The sequence below is a fragment of the Mesorhizobium sp. M0001 genome (genome assembly GCF_040324255.1).
GTDB lineage: Bacteria > Pseudomonadota > Alphaproteobacteria > Rhizobiales > Rhizobiaceae > Mesorhizobium.
The window spans coordinates 135,498-154,465 of sequence record NZ_JAMYVS010000011.1 but is presented as its reverse complement, the minus strand read 5'-3'; the positions used below and the strand labels follow the sequence as shown (position 1 = coordinate 154,465).

The following is an 18,968-nucleotide window of genomic DNA, read 5'->3' as shown; positions in this document are numbered from 1 at the left end:
GTCCCGCTTAATTGCGCAATGCGACGGAAAAAGATCAACAATTCCAGTGGGTTGCAGAAGCTGCAGCGCAAAAGGTTCGGCTTAACGGAGTGTCGGGAGAAGAGGGAATGGTGCCCAGAGGCGGATTCGAACCACCGACACGCGGATTTTCAGTCCGCTGCTCTACCAACTGAGCTATCTGGGCCTCGCCGGGAAACGAGACATCGCCTGACCGGATTTCAGGAAAGCGCCGTGGGGCACCCCTTGAAAGCGCGTGGGTTATAGCACGGGAATCCGGCCTGTCCAGCGCCTAAGCGCTGATTTTCCGGGGCAATTGTCGCAGACAATACCGACGCCGGCAAAGCAGCAATTGCGTAAGGTCGGCGAAGTGGAATTGCGCGGCCGGCACCGCCCAAACCCTACTTCGGCTCGTCGCTCTCGTCCTCGTCATCCCGCGCGGTGATGACATAGGCGCCCTTCAGCCAGCGGTTGAGGTCGATGTCCTTGCAGCGCTTCGAACAGAACGGATAGGTCTCGCGCGCCGACGGCTTGCCGCATTCGGGGCAGGGGCGCTTCGGGCGCAGTGGTGTGACCTTATCGTCCAGGCTCATGGCCGCGCGGTATGCCAGCTGGTGTGGACCTTGAAGCCTTCGCCCGAAAGCAGCGCCACTGTCTCGTAGAGCGGCAGGCCGACGATGTTGGTGTAGGAGCCGACCAGCTTGACGACGAACGACCCGGCGAGACCCTGGACGGCATAGCCGCCGGCCTTGCCGCGCCATTCGCCGGAGGCTACATAGGCGTCGATCTCCTCGCGCGGCAGCCGCTTGAAGCGAACCCTGGATTCAACCAGCCTTTGGCGCAGCTTGCCGCCCGGCGTAATCAGGCAGATGCCGGAATAGACCCGGTGCGAACGGCCCGAAAGCAGTCCAAGGCAATTGGCGGCGTCGTCCAGCGTCTCGGCCTTGGGCAGGATACGGCGTCCGACCGCGACCACCGTATCGGCGGCCAGCACGAAGCCCGGCGCATAGTCTTCCTCGCTTTTCAGCGAGGCCAGAGCCTTCTCGGCCTTTTCCTTCGACAGCCGCTTGGCCAGCGAGCGCGGATGTTCGGCGCGCAGCGGCGTTTCGTCGACATCGGCCGGCAGCACGCGGTCCGGCTCGATGCCGGCCTGTTGCAACAGTTCGATCCGGCGCGGCGAACCAGAGGCAAGCACGAGCTTCTGCAGGATGCTCATCGCGGTTCGCGCCGGACTGTTACTTGAAACGGTAGGTGATGCGGCCCTTGGTCAGGTCATAGGGCGTCATCTCGACCAGGACCTTGTCGCCGGTCAGCACACGGATGCGGTTCTTGCGCATGCGGCCGGCCGTATGGGCGATGATCTCGTGTTCGTTTTCGAGCTTCACCCGGAACATCGCGTTGGGCAACAATTCCGTCACGACACCCGGAAACTCGAGGACTTCTTCCTTCGGCATTCGATACCTTTGCTTGGATTGCAGTTCCGGCGCCCTGGAGCGCCCAGGCCGGAATTTCGGCGGAACCTATATGATAATCGTGCGCTTGTGAACACGCTTAGATCGCGTCATAAGCGACGCGCTCCAAGCTTTCGTTTTATGCATGTCGTTGTCTCAAAACCGGGACCGCTTTTGAGCGACATGCATCAATCCGCCGCGTTTTTTACCTCCGGAAGCAGAAAACGTCGGCTGATGCGCGCTTTCAGCCGTTCTCTCACGTCGCGATAGCTGGCCATGATCTGCTCGCGCCTGCCGCCGACATCGGTCGGATCCGGCATCGGCCAGTATTCGACGTCGACGGCAAGCGAGCGGGTGAGCTCGAGCGCGGCGTGGTGGGCTTCCGGCGCCAGGGTGACGATCAGGTCGAAATAATCGTCCTCGAGATCGTCCATCGAGCGCGGCTGGCGCTCGCCCAGCGTCAGGCCCTCTTCGGCCAGCACCGCGTCGACGAACGGATCGCGCTCGCCCCTGTGCACGCCGGCAGAGGCGACGAAAGTGGCCGGCGGCAGCATGCGCCGCGCCAGCTGCTCGGCCATCGGCGAGCGCACGGCGTTCATGCCGCACAAAAACAGTATCGAGCGGGGCGCCCCAGTCAGGTCTAACCCCGCCAGTGCAGCACGCAGACCAGCGTGAACAGCCGCCGCGCCGTGTCGAAGTCGATGTCGATCTTGCCGGCCAGCCGGTCCATCAACGTCTGCGAGCCTTCATTGTGCAGGCCGCGCCGGCCCATGTCGATCGCCTCGATATGGCTCGGCGTCGAGGATCGGATGGCGTCGTAGTAGCTTTCGCAGATCAGGTAATAGTCCTTGACGATGCGCCTGAGCGGCGTCAGCGACAGGATATGGGTGACGACATCAGCACCATCCTCTCGGGCGACCGCAAACACCAGCCGGGATTCGGCCAGCGACAGCTTCAGCCGATAAGGCCCGGCGCCGTCATCATTGACCGGCTGAAAGCTGTTCTCCTCGATCAGGTCGAAGATCGCCACCGCGCGCTCATGTTCGACATCGGGCGTCGAACGGCCGATCGACTCGTCGAGCTCGACATCGATCAGCCTTGCGCGGGTTTGATCGCCGTCCGCCATCGCCGCCTACATGTTCAGCCGGATGGCGACGGAGCGGCCATGCGCGTCGAGGCCTTCCGCCTTGGCCAGCGCAATCGCCGCCGGCGCAAGTGCTCTCAGCTGCACCGGCCCGAGCTTCAGGATCGAGGTGCGCTTGACGAAATCGAGCACCGACAGGCCCGAAGAGAAGCGCGCCGAACGCGCCGTCGGCAGCACGTGGTTGGAGCCGCCGACATAGTCGCCGATGACTTCGGGCGTATGGCGTCCCAGAAACACAGCACCCGCATTGCGCATCCTGGCCAGGAAGCCCTCGGCATCGTCGATGGCGAGTTCCACATGTTCCGCGGCGATGCGGTCGACCAGCGGCAGCGCGGCCTCGATGGTCTCCACCAGGATCACCGCACCGAAATCGCGCCAGCTGGCAGCCGCCGTCTCGGCGCGCGACAGGCTCTGCAGCTGCCGCTCGACCGCCTGTTCGACGGCCTTGCCGAAGGCCGGATCGTCGGTGATGAGGATCGACTGCGCCGACACGTCATGCTCGGCCTGAGCGAGAAGATCAGCGGCAATCCAGTCGGGATCGTTGCTGCCGTCGGCCACGACCAGCACTTCAGACGGTCCGGCGATCATGTCGATGCCGACCGTGCCGAACACCTGGCGCTTGGCGGCGGCGACATAGGCATTGCCGGGCCCGACGATCTTGGCGACCGGCCGGATCGTTTCGGTGCCATAGGCAAGGGCGGCAATCGCCTGCGCGCCGCCGACGCGGTAAATCTCTGAAACGCCTGCTAGATCGGCGGCCACCAGCACCAGCGGATTGATGATGCCGCCCGGCGCCGGCACGACGATGACGATGCGCTCGACGCCCGCCACCCTGGCCGGCACGGCGTTCATCAGCACCGAGCTTGGATAGCTTGCCGTGCCGCCCGGCACATAGAGCCCGACCGCCTCGATCGCCGTCCAGCGCGAACCCAACTCGACCCCGACGGCATCGGTATAGCGATCGTCCTTGGGCATTTGTCGCCCGTGATGGGATCGGATGCGGTCACGGGCAAATTTCAGCGCCTCGACCGTCTGCGGATCGGCGTCTTTGTAGGCCTGCGCGATGTCGTCCTTCGACACGGCGATGCCGAGGCTATTGAGGTCGGCCTTGTCGAATTTCAGCGTGTAGTCGACCAGGGCAGCGTCGCCCTCGGCACGAACCCGCGCAATGATGGCGCGCACGGCAGTGTCGACGTCCTCCGATACCTCCCGCTTGGTGGTCAGGAAGGCGGCGAAACGCTGCTCGAAACCGGCATCGGACTGGATAAGCGTAATGGCCATCGGCTGCGTCTAGATCGTGATGAGACTTGGTTGAAATCTCATCACGATCTAACCCTTTGTTGGAGCATGATCTCTGGACAAACGATTCCCGTTTTGTCCAACAAAAACCGGCACCCACTTTTTGGGATCATGCTCTACACCCTGTGCACCGGACGCGAGGTCGCTTCCCAGGCGCCGCCTATGTCGGCAAGCCGCGCCTCGATGCATTCGACGTCGAGCATGATCGCGCCGCCGCCGGAAAAGACCAATTCGACGATGCCGGCCGGCTTGCTGATTTCGATAAAGCTGATTGCCAGAAGCGACAGCACCTCGGCCGGCCGATCGCGGGCAATGCCGCTGGTCTTGGCACCGAGCACGCGGTCGAAATGCAACACCGCCTGGCGCCGCTCATTGTGCTGGCTGAACAGCCCGGACTTCGCCTCCCAGACGAAGCGGTTCATGGTCAATATGAAACGCTTGGCCGAAGGCAGGTATTCGAGATCCGAGACCTTCATCACGGCGTCCTGGACGTGAGCCGAGACGATGCTCAGATCCTGATCGTCGAGCGCAATGAGTTTGAGGGCTGCCATGCCGAATGCACACCTGAAAGTTGGTTTCAGCCTTCTGTTAGGCGGTCTTTCCGGTCCGTGCAACCGCGACACAAATTCAACCCGAGGCTAGCGCCTCGGGTTTGAAGTGTTGGCGGTGAATGAAGGCAGCACCAGACGCCTGTCTGTCTGAAGCAACTGCCGTGCGGTCAAGCCGAAATCCGCTCGATCACCGCGCCGCAATTGGAGAGCTTTTCTTCCAGCCGCTCAAAACCGCGGTCGAGGTGGTAGACGCGGTTGACCGTCGTTTCGCCTTCGGCCGCCAGACCGGCGATGACCAGCGACACCGAGGCGCGCAGATCGGTCGCCATCACGGGCGCGCCCTTCAGCTTGGAGACGCCGTCGACGATCGCCGTTTGGCCGGACAGCGTGATGTGGGCGCCGAGCCGGGCCAGTTCCTGCACATGCATGAAGCGGTTTTCAAAGATGGTCTCGGTGATGCGCGACTTGCCTTTGGCCATGGTCATCAGGCCCATGAACTGCGCCTGCAGATCGGTCGGGAAGGCCGGGAACGGCGCCGTCGTTACGTCGACCGGCGAAATGCCGGCGCCGTTGCGCCGGACGCGAATGCCGGAATTGGTCGGCGTGATCTCGGTACCGGTCTGGGCAATCACATCCAACGCGGTCTGCAGCAGCTCGGGGCGGGCGCCTTCGAGCACGACATCGCCGCCGGTCATGGCCACCGCCATGGCATAGGTGCCGGTCTCGATGCGGTCGGGGATGACGCGCACGCGCGCGCCCGACAGCGATTCGACGCCATCGATGGTGATGGTTGGAGTGCCGGCGCCGGAAATTTTTGCGCCCATGGCGTTGAGGCATTCGGCGAGGTTGACGATTTCGGGCTCGCAGGCGGCGTTTTCCAGCACCGTCTCGCCCTTGGCGAGCGCTGCCGCCATCATCAGCACATGGGTGGCGCCGACGGAGACTTTCGGGAACACATAGCGATTGCCGACGAGGCGGCCGTTCCTGGTCTTGGCCAGCACATAACCAGTGTCGACATCGATGTCGGCGCCCAGCGCCTGCAGGCCTTCAAGGAACAGGTCGACCGGCCGCGTGCCGATGGCGCAACCGCCGGGAAGCGACACTTTCGCCTCGCCCATGCGGGCCAGCAGCGGGCCGATCACCCAGAACGATGCCCGCATCTTCGACACCAGCTCGTAAGGCGCGGTCGTGTCGACGATGTTTCGGGCCGAGAAGTTGATGGTGCGCGAATAGCCCTCATTCTGCTTCTCGCGGCGGCCGTTGACCGAATAGTCGACGCCGTGATTGCCAAGAATGCGGATCAGCTGCTCTACATCGGCCAGATGCGGCACGTTTTCCAGCGTCAGCGTGTCGTCGGTGAGCAGCGAGGCGATCATCAGCGGCAAAGCGGCGTTTTTCGCGCCCGAAATCGGAATGCTTCCGGCGAGCTTGTTGCCGCCGACAATTCTGATGCGATCCATGAGAGAATGTCCCCTCGGCCCGAAAGGCCGGTTTTCGTCAGTTTGCGTATCGGCCCGTCTAGACCATTGGCCGGCTTGGTTCAAGATTCCTGAGCCCGTTAGCCAAGTTGGCCGGCCAGTGTGGCCGATATCGGTCAGTCCTTGTGCATTTTTTCAGCAGCCGTCAGGCCTTCCGGGCGCTGGTCAGCGTCACCGGTGCGCCGCGAACGCGCTTGCGTCTTGCGCTTCATGAGATTGGCGCGCAGCTGCTCGGCCAGACGGTCCTTGCGGTTAGTCCCGTCCTTCTTTGCCGGATCAGCCTTTTTCGGTGGATTTGTTTTGTCGTCCATCGTTCCGTCCCGCCCGCGACTGGCAGGCCTGCCGTTCAAGGGATAGCTAGCATTGTGGCGCCGCCATGTCAGCGAAACTTGTCTGGCAAGCCTTTCACAGACGCCTTGCGCTTGCCGGTTCTATATGGCAGAAGCCCCGCCATCAGCGGCTGCGGTAGCTCAGTGGTAGAGCACTCCCTTGGTAAGGGAGAGGTCGAGAGTTCAATCCTCTCTCGCAGCACCAGTTCATTCCTTTGATTTTAAAAAGATGCAGTCGCGAAGTCGGGGTCTCGTTGCGGACCAAAAAAGCCGGCTGACGTAAAAGTGCCAATCCCGCGCATCCAACCGTGGCCCCCTCGCCCGGAAACATTGAGAGAAAGAGGCTCTACGGGGCCGGACGACTGCTCAACAAGTCCGGACCTGTCAACTCATGAACAGGCCGGACTGGCCGTATCCGGCATGCTGAACACTACCGCTCGCACGCTGAAAGCCAGCCGCCTCGTACGCATATCCACGACAAGAACACAGCTCGCCCAAGGACTTGCCATCGGCCGGCCATCATGATGCCATCTCGCCTGCGGAAGATAGCGTTGGGTTTTGGGGTAGAGAATGCTCTTTGGGCGAACGGCAGGTGCGACAGAGCGCATGTGCGCGGCAATTGCTGCGGCACTGGCGCTGTGCCTATGCGCGTTTGGCCCCGCTTTGGCTGAAGAGCCGAAGGCGCTGAAAGGCGTCGCGCTCATCATCGGTCAGTCCGACTACCAGCATGTCGGCAAACTGCCCAATCCGGAAAACGACGCCCGCGCCATCGAGGAGATGTTCGACAGGCTCGGCTTCGAGACCAATGTCGCCACCAACCGCGACGCGCGCAAATTGCGGCGCGATCTCGAAGGCTTCGTCGACGATGCCGAGGGCGCCGATGTCGCCATCATCTACTATTCCGGCCACGGCATCGAAGCCGGCGGCGAGAATTATCTAGTCCCTGTCGATGCCGATATCTCGGCGCTCGACAATGCCGGCGAAAAGCTGGTGCCGCTGTCGTCCATCGTCGCCGAACTGAAGGCCAAGGTGCCGGTCACCATCGTTCTGCTGGACGCCTGCCGCAACGATCCGTTCCCGCCGGGCACGCTCCTGAAGCTGGCGCCGGGCGACGAAGGCAAGCCGATCGGCGCCGACGGTCTCGGGGAAACGCGCGGCGTGGTTTCCCTGAAGGGCGGCGCCGACGCCAAGGGCTCGGTCGACGGCAGCCTCGGCCAGGTCATCGCCTTTGCCGCCGAGCCCGGCAAGGTTGCGCTGGACGGTCCGGCCGATGGCAACAGCCCCTATGCGGCAGCGATCCTGCGCCACATCGACACGATGGGCGGCGAGGAATTCGGCACCGTTTTGCGCATGATCGGCGAGGAGGTCTATCTCAAGACCAATGGCCAGCAGCGGCCCTGGGTCAATGAGAGCCTGCGCCGGCTGCTCTATTTCGGTACCCCCGCCGAGGCGCCGAAAGGTGATGAGGGCGAAATCCTCAGGGAGCGGCGCCAGCTCCTGCTGACCATCTCGACGCTGCCCGAGCCGGAGCGCCGCCAGATCGAAACCATATCGCGTGACGGCAAGGTGCCGATGGATGGGCTCTACGCCATGCTGAAGGCGCTCGGGGTCGACATACCCAAGGATCCGGCTGAGCTCGACAAGCTGCTGCGTGGCCAGACCGAACGGCTGAAACACGTGTTGGCTGAACGCGAGACTTTGAAAAACCCGGACCCCGAAATTGCCAGGCTATCGAAACTCGCCGAACAGGCGGTTCAGGAAGGCGCGCTCGAAGCGGCGCAGAAATTCAACGAGCAGGCCAAGGCCCGCATCGGCGAACTTTCGTCTACGATCGACCAGGCCGAGGCCGAGCTGAAGGCAAAGCGGCTGGAATTCGCAAAGGTCTTCGCCAGCAGTGCCAGGACTTATGAAATCTCCTTCAACTTCAAGGAGGCTGCGCAGGATTACGCCAAGGCCTTCGAGCAAGCTGCCAAATGGAGCGACGAAGATGCGTTCTACTACAAGGCGGCAGAGGCCAACGCTCTGTCGGAACAAGGGGACTTCTCCGGCGACAATGCGTATCTCGCCCAGGCCCTGACAGCCTATGAACAGGCATTGACCTATGTCACCCGCGAAAAGTTGCCGCTGCTTTGGGCGGCCACCCAGAACAATATGGGCGCCACGCTTGCTACTTTGGGCGAACGGGAAGCCGGCCGCGACAACCTCGACAAGGCAGCTGCCGCCTATGAGCAGGCGCTGACCGTCTATACGCATGACGCCTACCCTGACGACTGGGCATCGACCTATGGCAATCTGGGCACGGTCTACTGGCGGCTCGGCCAGCGCGAGAACGGGACGGCACTGCTTGAGCGGGCAGTCGCGGCGTTCCGCTCGGCGCTCGAGGTACAGTCGTCGAAAAAACTGCCGCTGGAATGGGCGGCGACGCAGAACAATCTCGGCATCGTGCTGTCCGAGATCGGCGAACGCCAGACCACATCGGACAGTTTCCGCGCGGCGATCGAGGCGCATCGTGCGGCATTGACGGAATACAACAGAGAGCGCGTACCGCTCGACTGGGCGCTGAGCCAGGTCAATCTGGGGGCAGCGCTCTACCGCCTCGGTGAGCGCGAAAAGGATATCGCGACCATGCAGCAGGCGGTTGCTGCCTATCAGGCGGCGACCGGCGAAATGACCAGGGAACGCGCGCCGGCGCAATGGGCGACAATCCAGAATAATCTGAGCACGGCGCTGGAATCGATCGGAACCATTAACGGCGATGTCGCCACGCTTGAGCAGGCGCGCGACGCCGCCCTGGCATCGCTTACGGTTTGGACGCGCGAGCACGCCGCGGCGAGCTGGGCCAACGGCCAGCTGACGCTCGGCAACGCCTTGCAGCGCCTCGGCGCCAAGCAGAAGAACAAGGAACTGCTGCTGCAGGCAGCCACCGCGTACCAGGCCGCTCTGTCCGAATATCCGCGTGAGAAACTGCCGCTTGACTGGGCTTCGCTGCAGCAGAATCTGGGATCGGTCAACGACACGCTCGGCGATCTCGATACGGGAACCGATTACTACATTCAGGCGGTGACCGCGTATCGTCAGGCATGGGAGGTCTATACCGCAACCGCCGCGCCGGGCGAGTTCGCTTCGATTGGTTACAGCCTTGCAGGCACGCTATCGAACTGGGGCGAACGCGCGGGGGACATCTCGACCCTGCGGCAGGCGATCGATGTCTACGGTCAGGTGCTCAGGGTTCGCACCCGCGACAAGGACCTAGCCAATTGGGCCAAGACGGAATTCCGCCTCGGCTGCGCGTTGATGATGTCAGGCAAGCTGGCCTCTGACGATCAACTGCTGCAGCAATCGGTCGACGCGCTGCGGGCGGCGCTCGACGGGCAGACGAAAGGCGGTGATGTCACGGAGATCGGCCAGACGCGGCGCGTGCTCGGCCAGACCCTGTCGATCCTGGGCGACGATACATCCAACCTGGACTTGCTGGCGCAAGCAGCCGACATGCTGGAAGCCGCGCTCCCCGCCTACTCCAAGGACGCCGACCCGGAGGAGTGGGCCAATATCAATTACGACCTCGGCTTTGCCCTCTACAGCCAGGGCCGGATTGGTGGCGACGCCACGTTCTACGCCAAGGCCGTGCAGAGCTTCGAGACGGCAGCGCGGATCTACGACGGTTTTCCCGACCGCATGCAATGGGCGCGCACCAAGGGCGATATCGGCAATGCCTTGCTGATGGCCGCGGACGGCAAGGACGTCGAGTTGCTCACCCGCGCGATTGCCGCCTATGACGCAGCGCTCAGCGTGGTAACGCGCGAGAATGCGCTGGCTGTCTGGGAGAACAATCAGAACAATCTCGCCGGCGGGCTGTCGAGTCTTGGTTACTGGGCGAACGATGTCGGCAAGCTGAAACGAGCCGCTCAGATCTACCGCGACCTCGCCACGGTGCGAACGATCGCCCGCGATCCCGATCTCTGGATCACCAACCAGACCAGTCTCGCGCAGACGCTGAGCATGATCGCGGCCCGCGAGCCTTCGGCTGAATTGTACGAGGAGGCGATTGTCGTCAACCGGGCGCTTGCCGAGCAGCTCGGTCGCGACCGCGATCCCGAACGTTGGGCCAATGCGCGCAACGAGATGGGCTATGCCTTGACCATGGCCGGCCGCGCCGAAAACAATGTCGCGCATTTCGAGGAGGCGGTGCTGGTCCTGCGCGAGGCGATCGTGGTGCAAAAGAAGATCAATTCGGTGCCGGCTGTCGCCTTCACGCAGGACAGCCTGTGCGACGTGCTGGTCGATCTGGGCGCCGCCCGCAAGGACAAGGCGATGGCACAGGAAGCGATCGCCGCATGCCAGGACGCGCTCGTCATCTTCCGTGACAAGAAGATGGACGATCTCGCCGCCGGTTCCGAAAAGAACCTCTCCGAGGCACAGGCGTTGCTGGCCGAGTTGCATTAATCCGAGCCCGCGCTCCCGGATGCGGGCGAATGGTGGGCACGCCAGTGTTCACGCTGTTACGCAAGCAAACGTCATCGGCTCGCCATGGCGTGACAGAGATGCGATGTGGCAGTATCGGCTTGTGCGCCGGTCGCCGCCCGTCATTCAGGGCGGCAGGTAATCATATTCCGTTGGAGCGCCAGATGACCTCACTCACCCGCCGCAGGGTTTTGAAAACGGCTGCGGTTGCCGGCGTCGGCGGCGTTGGCCTTGCAGCGATGGCCAGGCTTGGTGGCTGGGCCGCGGCCGCACCGGAGCCGGTGGTTCTCAAGACGGCAAAGATCCAGGCCAGGTTCATGGATATCGGCCAGACCCGGGATGTCCTGACGTATGGTGAATCAGGCATGCCGCCTGTACTGCGGATGAAAAAAGGCGAGCCCTTTGCCGCGCGTCTCGTCAACGCCATCGACGACCCGACGACCATCCATTGGCACGGCATTCGCGTTCCAAACAAGATGGACGGTGTTCCCTTCCTAGTTCAGCCTTACGTCTATACCGGCGATCATTTCGACTACGCCTTCACGCCGCCCGACGCCGGCACGTTCTGGTATCACCCGCATTGCAACACGCTGGAGCAGATGGGCCATGGCCTCACCGGCGTGATCGTGGTCGAAAACCCCAACGATCCCAAATTCGACGCCGAGGCAATCGTCAATCTGCGCGACTGGCGCCTCGGCGACGACGCGCAGTTCATCCAGCAATTCCGGCCGCGCGATGCCGCAAAAACCGGAACCTATGGCACGGTGCGCACCGCCAACTGGCTCGACCAGCCGCAATTCGACGCGCCGGCCGGCGGGTTGGTGCGGCTGCGGGTCGCCATCACCGATGTCACCCGCATCTACGCGTTTCGCGTCGAGGGTGCGGAGGCCGCGGTCATCGCGCTCGACGGCAATCCGGTGCCGCAGCGTTTTGCGCCCGATGCCTTGCTGCTCGGACCGGGGCAGCGCATGGAGCTCGCCATCCGCATGCCTGACCAGGAGGGCGCGATCGTCAGCCTGGGCGACATCAGGGGCACCAAACCCAAGGTCCTCGCCACCTTGCGCGCCACCGGCAGCTCGCTCAAGCGCGACCTGCGCGACCTCGCACCGCTGGAAGCCAACCCGGTGCCGGAGGTGGATCTCGCCAGCGCGAAACACATCGCGCTCTCGCTCAGCGCCACGGCGGAAAACGTGCCGAGCGACAGCATATGCGGCACGCTAGGCTACTCCTTCTGGGCCATCAACAAGGTACCGTGGCCGGGCGACACGCCGGACCCGACCGCGCCTTTGGCCGAGCTGAAGCTCGGCAAAAGCTATGTCATCGACATGGAGAATTTGACGCCGCAATCGCATCCGATGCATATGCACGGCATGAGCTTCAAGGTGCTGTCGTCGTCGACACGCCAGGTTCAGCCGGTCATCTCCGACACCTATCTCATGCAGCCCAACGAGAAGGTTCAGCTCGGTTTCGTCGCGGACAATCCCGGCGACTGGCTGCTGCACTGCCACATCATCGAACATCAGAAAACCGGCATGACGAGCTATATCAGGGTGGTTTGACGCCGAGGCGGGTCAATCAGCCTCTACTGGGGTTGGCCTCACCTGCCGGGCCTGTTGCCGGAGAAATTGCCGCCGTCCGCTGGTTTCGTTGGCAAAGCGGGGCCGTTCCCTGCTATTCCCGCCTGCAATCAAGAAGCCGTGGACACGCTTGCATGACCAATGTCGCCCTGACCGGACTGGCCCGCGATCTCGCCAGGCGCGCCGCCGAGGGCCGCCCGGTGCGCATCGGCGTCATCGGCTCCGGCGAAATGGGCACCGACCTGGTCACGCAAGGCATGCTGATGCCCGGTATCGAGATCTGCGCCATCTCGACGCGGCGTCCGCACACGGCGCGCGACGCCATCCGCATCGCCTATGGCGACGAGGCGATGGCGGTCGAGGCCGACATGGGTTCGAAAGTCACCGCGGCGATCGAGGCCGGGAAAATCGCCATCACCTCGAACGAGATGCTGGTCACCAATCCGCTGATCGACGTCGTGATCGACGCCACCGGCAAGCCTGGTGTCGCCGCCGATTTCGACTTGAAGGCGATGGAGCACGGCAAGCACCTGGTGATGATGAATGTCGAGGCCGACGTCACGATCGGCTGCTACCTCAAGCAGCAGGCAGACCGGCTCGGCGTCGTCTATTCGGTCGGCGCCGGCGACGAGCCGTCGAGCTGCATGGAGCTGATCGAGTTTGCCTCCGCGCTCGGCTACACCATCGTCTCGGCTGGCAAGGGCAAGAACAACCCGCTCAACCACGATGCCGTTCCGGATGACTATCGCGAGGAAGCCCTTCGCCGCAACATGAACCCGCGCATGCTGGTCGAGTTCGTCGACGGCTCGAAAACCATGGTCGAGATGTGCGCCATCGCCAACGCCACCGGGCTGGTGCCCGATGTGCCGGGCATGCACGGGCCCAAGGCCGACCGCGACCAGCTGGCCAAGGTGCTGATACCGCGCGCCGATGGCGGCATCCTGTCGAAGAAGGGTGTTGTCGACTACACGATCGGCAAGGGTGTGGCGCCGGGCGTCTTCGTCATCGTCGAGGCGACGCATCCGCGCATCGTCGAGCGCATGGACGATCTGCATATCGGCCACGGCCCCTATTACAGCTTCTTCCGGCCCTACCATCTGACCTCGCTGGAAGTGCCGCTGACGGCAGCGCGTATCATGCTCTACGGCCGCCCCGACATGGTGCCGCTGCCGAAGCCGGTGGCCGAGGTCTGCGCGGTCGCCAAGCGCGATCTCGCCACGGGCGAGACCTTCGATGCCATCGGCGAGACTTGCTACCGCTCCTGGACCATGACCGTCGAAGAGGCGCGCGCCAATCTGGCAGTGCCGGTCGGCCTGCTCGAAGGCGGCAAGGTGCTGAAGCCGGTCAGGAAGGGCGAGCTCATCACCACCGACAACGCCACACCCGACCGCACGACCAGGCTGTTCGCTTTGCGCAAGCTGCAGGATGAGATGCTGTACGGGAGCTGAGATTGGATGACAGGCCAGTCGGGCTGGCCTTGTCATGACAACTCCCTATGTTGTAGTGGCACCGAACGGAGGCTCAGGATGAATCTCCAGATCAGAGACCCGCGCGCCCGTGACCTCGCCCGGCAGCTTGCCGAAAAGCGAAAGATTTCAATGACCGAGGCGGTGATCGAGGCGCTCGAATCCGAGCTTCAGCGCGAACGTGAACGAGTTCCGCTGGCTGAGCGGCTGGCCGCCATATCGAACGATCTGAAGGCCAAGGCGGGAAGCGGCGGCAGGGATTTGACTAAGGATGAGATCGACGAGATGTGGGGACATTCCTGATGTTCATCGACACCTCGGTGGTGATCGCTGTCCTCGCCGGAGAGGAAGACGCCGCCGATTGGAGCCGCCGGATCGGGCAGGCCTCGATACGGATAACATCTCCGCTGGTCGTGCTCGAAGCGGCGATGCGGCTTTCATCGAAGTTGGTGGTGGAGCCGCTCTTCGCCGAAAAGGCGATAGAGGACTTCCTGCGTGAGGCCGAGATCGAGGTGGTTCCGATCGAAATCGGTGATGCCAAGCTCGCGATCCAGGCTTTTTCGAACTATGGCAAACGTCGCGGCCACCCGGCTCAGCTCAATCTCGCTGACTGCCTGTCATATGCCTCGGCAAAAAGCTGTGGGATGCCCTTACTCTACAAAGGGAAAGACTTTTCCCACACCGATCTGGCCTGATCCTACTCCCCCAGTTCCACGATTCGGCCAGCAGCTTCGTCAGCCGCTCCCGCCCAGCAGGCCAAATGCTGCCGCGCTCGCGCCATGGGCTGTTGACCTGGTCGCGCAACACGCCTGATCATTGCGCTCGTGCTGACGACGCAGACCATCGGCTGCCATTGTGTGATCCATTCATACAGTCTGTCTTTTTGATCCGGGTTTTTCAAACCATGCCGAGATGCCAATCTCGATCAGTTGAACCCCCATTGAGGATTGAAATCTTGCAAACCATTTGGACAAGACGCGAGACGATGAAAACCCTTCTGGCAACGGGCATGGTTGCCATGCTTCAGCCTCTGGCTTTTGCAGCCAAGGCCGCCGCCAAGCTGGAATGGACCCATTTTCAGGCTGACGAGAATGGTTTCCGCCGCACGCCGGTGCTGCTGACCGGGGAAAAAGAAGCCATCCTCCTCGACGGCGGATTTACCCTGTCCGATGGCCGTGCGGTCGCGGATGCGATCAAGGCGACGGGCAAGACCCTGACGACGATCTATGTCAGTTGCAGCGACCCTGACTATTATTTTGGCCTCCGTCCCGTCGCGGATGCTTTCCCCGGCGCCAAGATCATCGCGGCCGGCGCAACGGTTGCGGCCATCAAAGCCAATGTGCAAGCCAAGCTGGATGTCTGGAGCCCACAGCTCAAGGACAATGGACCGAAGGTCCTGGCGGATGTCGTCATTCCCGAGGCTTCCGATATCACCTCACTTGAAATCGAAGGAAACAAGATCGAGATCGTCACCGTCGCCGATCTGAAAGACCGGCGGTATCTCTGGGTGCCCAGCCTTGAAGCGGTGTTCGGCGGCGTGCTGATCTCGTCCGGCGTACATGTCTGGGTTGCCGACGAGCCAACCGTAGACGACCGCAAGAAATGGATTGCCGCGCTCAACGAAATCGCGTCCCGCAAACCAAACATCGTGGTGCCGTCCCATCAGGTAGCCGGTGCACCGGACGGTCTGGCGGCCGTGGAATTCACCCGCGCCTACCTCGAAGCTTTCAATAAGGAAGCCGAAAAAGCGAAATCCAGCGTCGAGCTGATTGCAGCGATGAAGCGGCGCTATCCCGATCTTCTTGACGTCTCGTCCCTGGAACTGGGCGCAAAGGTCGCCAAGGGTGAGATGAAGTGGGGCTGATACGGCCCCGCGAGCGCCTCGGCTACTTCCCCAATTCCACCGACCGCAGCCGCGCGGCTTCCACCGCCTCGGTCAGCAGCTTCGTCAGCCGGTCTTCGCCCATCAGCACGGCAAGGGCGGCTGCCGTGGTTCCGTTGGGGCTGGTCACCTGCTGGCGCAGGACGCCGGGCTTCTCGCCGCTTTCGGCAGCGAGTGCAGCAGCGCCATAGACGGTCTGCATGGCCAGCAGCCTGGCGGTCTCGACCGGCAGCCCGGCCTTCTCGGCTGCAACCGTAAGCGCCTCGATGAAATGGAAGATGTAGGCCGGACCGGACCCCGAAACCGCCGTCACCGCGTCCATCAGGCCTTCGTCGTCGATCGTCGTCACCACACCGCTCGCCGACAGCAGCTCGGCAACGAAACGCCTGATGTCGTCGGTCACCAGCGGGTTGGAATAGACCACCATCATGCCCTTGCCGATCGCGGCCGGCGTGTTGGGCATGCAGCGGATAACAGGCGCGAGATGGCCGAGTATGTGCTCGAAGGTGGCGACCGGCGTGCCCGCGGCGATGCTGACGAAGGTGGTCCTGCCGTCGCCGAAGCGCTTGTAGGCGGCGGCGACGTCGCGGATCACCTGCGGCTTGACGGCGATGACGACGAGGTCGGGCTCTGCGTCGGCGGGGATCCCGTTCGCGTCCGCGGCGACACTGCAACCGAGGTGCTCGGCGCGCTTGCGCAATTCGGCATTGGGCTCGACCACGAACACGGCTTGCGGGGCAAGCTTGCCGGATTTCAGCCAGCCCGCAAGCATGGCGTAACCCATATTGCCGCAACCGGCGAGAACAAGCCTGATCGTCATTGAGAGCCCTCCGAGACAAGGGTTCTCCTTAGACGCTAGCGGGCAGACGGGAAAGCCCCTCAAGGGGTGCTCAGGCCAGCCGGTCAAGGTCGCCGGCGCACCGCGATCGGCCGCAGCGACACTTGCCGCAAGCCAAGCACGCCGAGCACGAAGAACAGCCACACCGGGTCGCCGCGATGGAAGAAGAAGCTTTCCAGGAACGCGTTCAGCGCCGTGAACAGCACCACCATCATGAAGAAGTCACCGAGATAGATGTTCTCCTTGCGCGGCGGGATGCGCATGTAGTCGCGCAGCGGCGCGATCACGAAAGTGTAGACGGCAACGCACAGCGCCGGGATGCCCATCAGCACCGCAATGTCGAGATAGCCGTCATGGCCATGCACGATGGTCCGGATGTCCCAGGCCCGGTCGAAGGGCTGGTCCTGACTGAGCAGCAGCGGCGTGCCCCAGAAACTTTCATAGCCGTAGCCGGTCCAGGGCTTCTTCGCCAGCATCTCGCCGGAGAACTCCCACAGCGTCGTGCGTCCGGTATAGGTGAGGTCGGGGAAATAGGTGGCCGCCAGCTCTTTCACCGGGGGGATGAAGACGATGCCTAAGGTACCGATGGCCGTCGCAATGATCGCCAGTGCAAACAGGATCGGCGTGCCGAACCGCATGCCGATCAGGCCCGGCAGCACGACGATCAGGATCGAGAACGGCACCAGGCCGGCCGTCGTCTTGGAGCCGGTGTGCAGCATGAAGATCATCGCCGCGCCGAAGATCGCCACGCCCCAGAACTTCTGGCCGCGCCGGAAGAGATAGAGGCCGGCGAAGCTGAAGCAGGCCATGATTGGTCCGGCAATGTTCTTGTGGGCGAACACACCACGCCACAGGCCGGCATGTTCGGGCTCCTGCGAATCGGCCGTATGCAGGGCCTCATGCGGAAAGACGATGAGGCCGATATAGGACAGGCCGATAACGACGATCGCGCAGAATATGATGACTTTCGAAAAACTGTCGGCGTCGCGCGGCAGCACCAGGACCGTCGCTATCGTCAGAACGCCAAGCAGCGTGAAGAAGGCCGCGCGCATGGCCGAGGACGGGTCGGTCGCGTTGATGACCGAAAGCATGAAAAAGCCGAGCATCAGGATCCAGGACGGGCTGAGCAGCGAGCGCACCATCTTGGGGTCGGCGAACGTCAGCAGTGAGAAGGTCGAAATGGCGCCGAGCGAACTGAAGCCGAGCTGGTTGACGATGTCGCCGCCGTCGCCGGTCAGTTCCGCGCCTGCCGGCTGAAACGGCCGGAACGACACGATGACGACGGCAAACAACAGCGCGGCAATCGCCGTCGCCACGCCGTCGCGGGTGACGATGCCGCCCAGCAGCAGCTCGTCAGTTCTTCTCAGGCTGCCTGTATTGCTCATTGGCGTATCCGAATTCGGCAAGCACGCGGCCGAGCGAGACATAGACGGGGTAAAGCGCCGTCGACAGCGATCCTGTCCGCGCCAATTTGATTGCGCCGCGCACGGGCGAGGCTATCAGCAGCGCCAGGCTTTTTGCAAACACCTTGGCGCCGGCGAATGGCGTGCCGGCGCGCTTCTTCTTTTCGACCAGCGTCGAGATTACACCGTTGCGTAAGGATCGGGCGCGGATCCAGTCAGCCTCGACGCGCCGGGCCGGAACGCCTTCGCGCACCTTTGCCTCGGCGCACCAGCCAAGCACGAAACCTTTCTGCGCCGAGCGGCTGAGGAAGTCGGAATCGCCGCCGCCCATGAAGTTGAACCGCAGGTCGAGGAAGGGTGGCCCCATGATGGTGAGCACATTGCGCCCGACCAGAAGGTTGCCCGAGGAATAGAGTGCGGCCACGCGCCCGGTCTGGCGATAGGGCGGCGCAAACACCGGGTGCTCGGCCCATTTGGCGTGAGCAGGATCGGTAAACACCGGCACTTGCGGGCCACCGACAATGTCGGCGCCAAGCGTCTCCGCCGTCCTGCACATGCGCTCCAGCCAGTCCGCGTCGGCGATCTCGTCATCGTCGATGACCAGCAGGTGGCGGAAATCCGGAAAATGCAGGATCGCCGTCTGCCAGCCAGCATTGTAGGCACTGCAATTGCCCCGCTCATGCGCGATGATGACCATGCCCTTCATATCGTCGCGTTCGAACAGCGGCACGGCCGCCTGGGCGCCCTCACGCGCCTCGGCCTCGTTTTCGATGACGATGACGGCGAAGCGCCGGCTGGTTTGCTGTGCCTTGAGCGACGCCAGCGTTTCGAGCAGCAGTTGCGGCCGCTTGAAGGTCGGCAGCGTGACGACGGCTTCCATCGTCTCTGCGGCGAGCCCCGGAGAGCGTCCCGCAATCGAAACCGAACCGTCCGATGGCAAAGGGATCATCCGCTCCAGCCGCATGTTTTGAATCTGGCTTTCGATAACACCGCGACGATAACGTTTCGTTAATCACCTTTCGCAGCGGCGCCTGCCGGTCCGCGCCTTTCAGCCGTTGCGTTGCGTGATTTAATCAAGGGTTCACCCAGCTT

General features: G+C 63.0%; 18 protein-coding genes and 2 tRNA genes. 7 read left to right on the top strand and 13 right to left on the bottom strand.

Going from position 1 to position 18,968, the window contains the following annotated elements:
- Nucleotides 1-108: 108 nt before the first annotated feature.
- The 10 genes from NKK50_RS25495 to NKK50_RS25450 form a co-directional block, all read right to left on the bottom strand.
- Nucleotides 109-184: transfer RNA gene (locus tag NKK50_RS25495), tRNA-Phe, on the bottom strand.
- Between the two features lie 214 nt (nucleotides 185-398).
- Nucleotides 399-590 (bottom strand): DNA gyrase inhibitor YacG, encoded by a 192-nt coding sequence (gene yacG / locus NKK50_RS25490; protein WP_023669280.1) that lies wholly within the window; start codon nucleotides 588-590, stop codon nucleotides 399-401.
- Complete coding sequence (locus tag NKK50_RS25485) at nucleotides 587-1,213, bottom strand: Maf-like protein (protein WP_023747220.1); 627 nt, start codon at nucleotides 1,211-1,213, stop codon at nucleotides 587-589. Before NKK50_RS25485 ends, yacG begins: the two co-directional genes overlap by 4 nt.
- Before the next feature lie 19 nt (nucleotides 1,214-1,232).
- On the bottom strand, nucleotides 1,233-1,451 hold the full coding sequence (gene infA, locus NKK50_RS25480; RefSeq protein WP_006200926.1) for a translation initiation factor IF-1: 219 nt from the start codon (nucleotides 1,449-1,451) through the stop codon (nucleotides 1,233-1,235).
- Between the two features lie 185 nt (nucleotides 1,452-1,636).
- Nucleotides 1,637-2,101, bottom strand: a complete 465-nt coding sequence (locus NKK50_RS25475) for an arsenate-mycothiol transferase ArsC (RefSeq protein WP_081725519.1) — start codon at nucleotides 2,099-2,101, stop codon at nucleotides 1,637-1,639.
- The gene (locus NKK50_RS25470; RefSeq protein WP_023669283.1) at nucleotides 2,089-2,574 is read right to left on the bottom strand and encodes a UPF0262 family protein; all 486 of its coding nucleotides are present in this window, start codon (nucleotides 2,572-2,574) and stop codon (nucleotides 2,089-2,091) included. The genes NKK50_RS25475 and NKK50_RS25470 overlap by 13 nt, the downstream gene beginning before the upstream one ends.
- Before the next feature lie 6 nt (nucleotides 2,575-2,580).
- Nucleotides 2,581-3,873: a histidinol dehydrogenase gene (gene hisD / locus NKK50_RS25465; protein ID WP_352544002.1), complete on the bottom strand. Its 1,293-nt coding sequence runs from the start codon at nucleotides 3,871-3,873 to the stop codon at nucleotides 2,581-2,583.
- Nucleotides 3,874-4,007: 134 nt separating this feature from the next.
- On the bottom strand, nucleotides 4,008-4,442 hold the full coding sequence (locus NKK50_RS25460) for a DUF2948 family protein (protein ID WP_023692404.1): 435 nt from the start codon (nucleotides 4,440-4,442) through the stop codon (nucleotides 4,008-4,010).
- Between the two features lie 167 nt (nucleotides 4,443-4,609).
- On the bottom strand, nucleotides 4,610-5,902 hold the full coding sequence (gene murA / locus NKK50_RS25455; RefSeq protein WP_023732388.1) for a UDP-N-acetylglucosamine 1-carboxyvinyltransferase: 1,293 nt from the start codon (nucleotides 5,900-5,902) through the stop codon (nucleotides 4,610-4,612).
- A 134-nt stretch (nucleotides 5,903-6,036) separates the two neighbouring features.
- Nucleotides 6,037-6,231, bottom strand: coding sequence for a hypothetical protein (locus NKK50_RS25450; protein ID WP_023689351.1), 195 nt, complete (start codon nucleotides 6,229-6,231; stop codon nucleotides 6,037-6,039).
- A 148-nt stretch (nucleotides 6,232-6,379) separates the two neighbouring features.
- On the opposite strand from NKK50_RS25450, the gene NKK50_RS25445 reads away from it, so the two are divergent.
- From NKK50_RS25445 to NKK50_RS25415, 7 genes are all read left to right on the top strand, one after another.
- A tRNA-Thr gene (locus NKK50_RS25445) sits at nucleotides 6,380-6,454 on the top strand.
- A 401-nt stretch (nucleotides 6,455-6,855) separates the two neighbouring features.
- Complete coding sequence (locus NKK50_RS25440; protein ID WP_352544001.1) at nucleotides 6,856-10,692, top strand: caspase family protein; 3,837 nt, start codon at nucleotides 6,856-6,858, stop codon at nucleotides 10,690-10,692.
- 182 nt (nucleotides 10,693-10,874) lie between these two features.
- Nucleotides 10,875-12,269, top strand: coding sequence for a multicopper oxidase family protein (locus NKK50_RS25435; RefSeq protein WP_352544000.1), 1,395 nt, complete (start codon nucleotides 10,875-10,877; stop codon nucleotides 12,267-12,269).
- A 152-nt stretch (nucleotides 12,270-12,421) separates the two neighbouring features.
- A complete protein-coding gene (locus NKK50_RS25430; protein WP_023834060.1) occupies nucleotides 12,422-13,735 on the top strand; it encodes an NAD(P)H-dependent oxidoreductase in 1,314 nt (437 codons plus the stop codon).
- A 78-nt stretch (nucleotides 13,736-13,813) separates the two neighbouring features.
- A complete protein-coding gene (locus NKK50_RS25425) occupies nucleotides 13,814-14,056 on the top strand; it encodes a type II toxin-antitoxin system VapB family antitoxin (protein WP_023669292.1) in 243 nt (80 codons plus the stop codon).
- Nucleotides 14,056-14,448 (top strand): type II toxin-antitoxin system VapC family toxin, encoded by a 393-nt coding sequence (locus NKK50_RS25420; protein WP_023738240.1) that lies wholly within the window; start codon nucleotides 14,056-14,058, stop codon nucleotides 14,446-14,448. Before NKK50_RS25425 ends, NKK50_RS25420 begins: the two co-directional genes overlap by 1 nt.
- Nucleotides 14,449-14,717: 269 nt before the next feature.
- Nucleotides 14,718-15,617 (top strand): MBL fold metallo-hydrolase, encoded by a 900-nt coding sequence (locus tag NKK50_RS25415; RefSeq protein WP_023740456.1) that lies wholly within the window; start codon nucleotides 14,718-14,720, stop codon nucleotides 15,615-15,617.
- Nucleotides 15,618-15,639: 22 nt separating this feature from the next.
- Here the strand turns inward: NKK50_RS25415 and proC are convergent, their stop codons facing one another.
- The 3 genes from proC to NKK50_RS25400 all read right to left on the bottom strand — a co-directional run bounded on the left by proC (nucleotide 15,640) and on the right by NKK50_RS25400 (nucleotide 18,825).
- Nucleotides 15,640-16,455 (bottom strand): pyrroline-5-carboxylate reductase, encoded by an 816-nt coding sequence (gene proC / locus NKK50_RS25410; RefSeq protein ID WP_023832763.1) that lies wholly within the window; start codon nucleotides 16,453-16,455, stop codon nucleotides 15,640-15,642.
- Between the two features lie 83 nt (nucleotides 16,456-16,538).
- Complete coding sequence (locus NKK50_RS25405) at nucleotides 16,539-17,858, bottom strand: O-antigen ligase family protein (RefSeq protein WP_023746238.1); 1,320 nt, start codon at nucleotides 17,856-17,858, stop codon at nucleotides 16,539-16,541.
- Nucleotides 17,827-18,825, bottom strand: a complete 999-nt coding sequence (locus NKK50_RS25400; RefSeq protein WP_023692395.1) for a glycosyltransferase family 2 protein — start codon at nucleotides 18,823-18,825, stop codon at nucleotides 17,827-17,829. The genes NKK50_RS25405 and NKK50_RS25400 overlap by 32 nt, the downstream gene beginning before the upstream one ends.
- Between the last annotated feature and the right edge of the window lie 143 nt (nucleotides 18,826-18,968).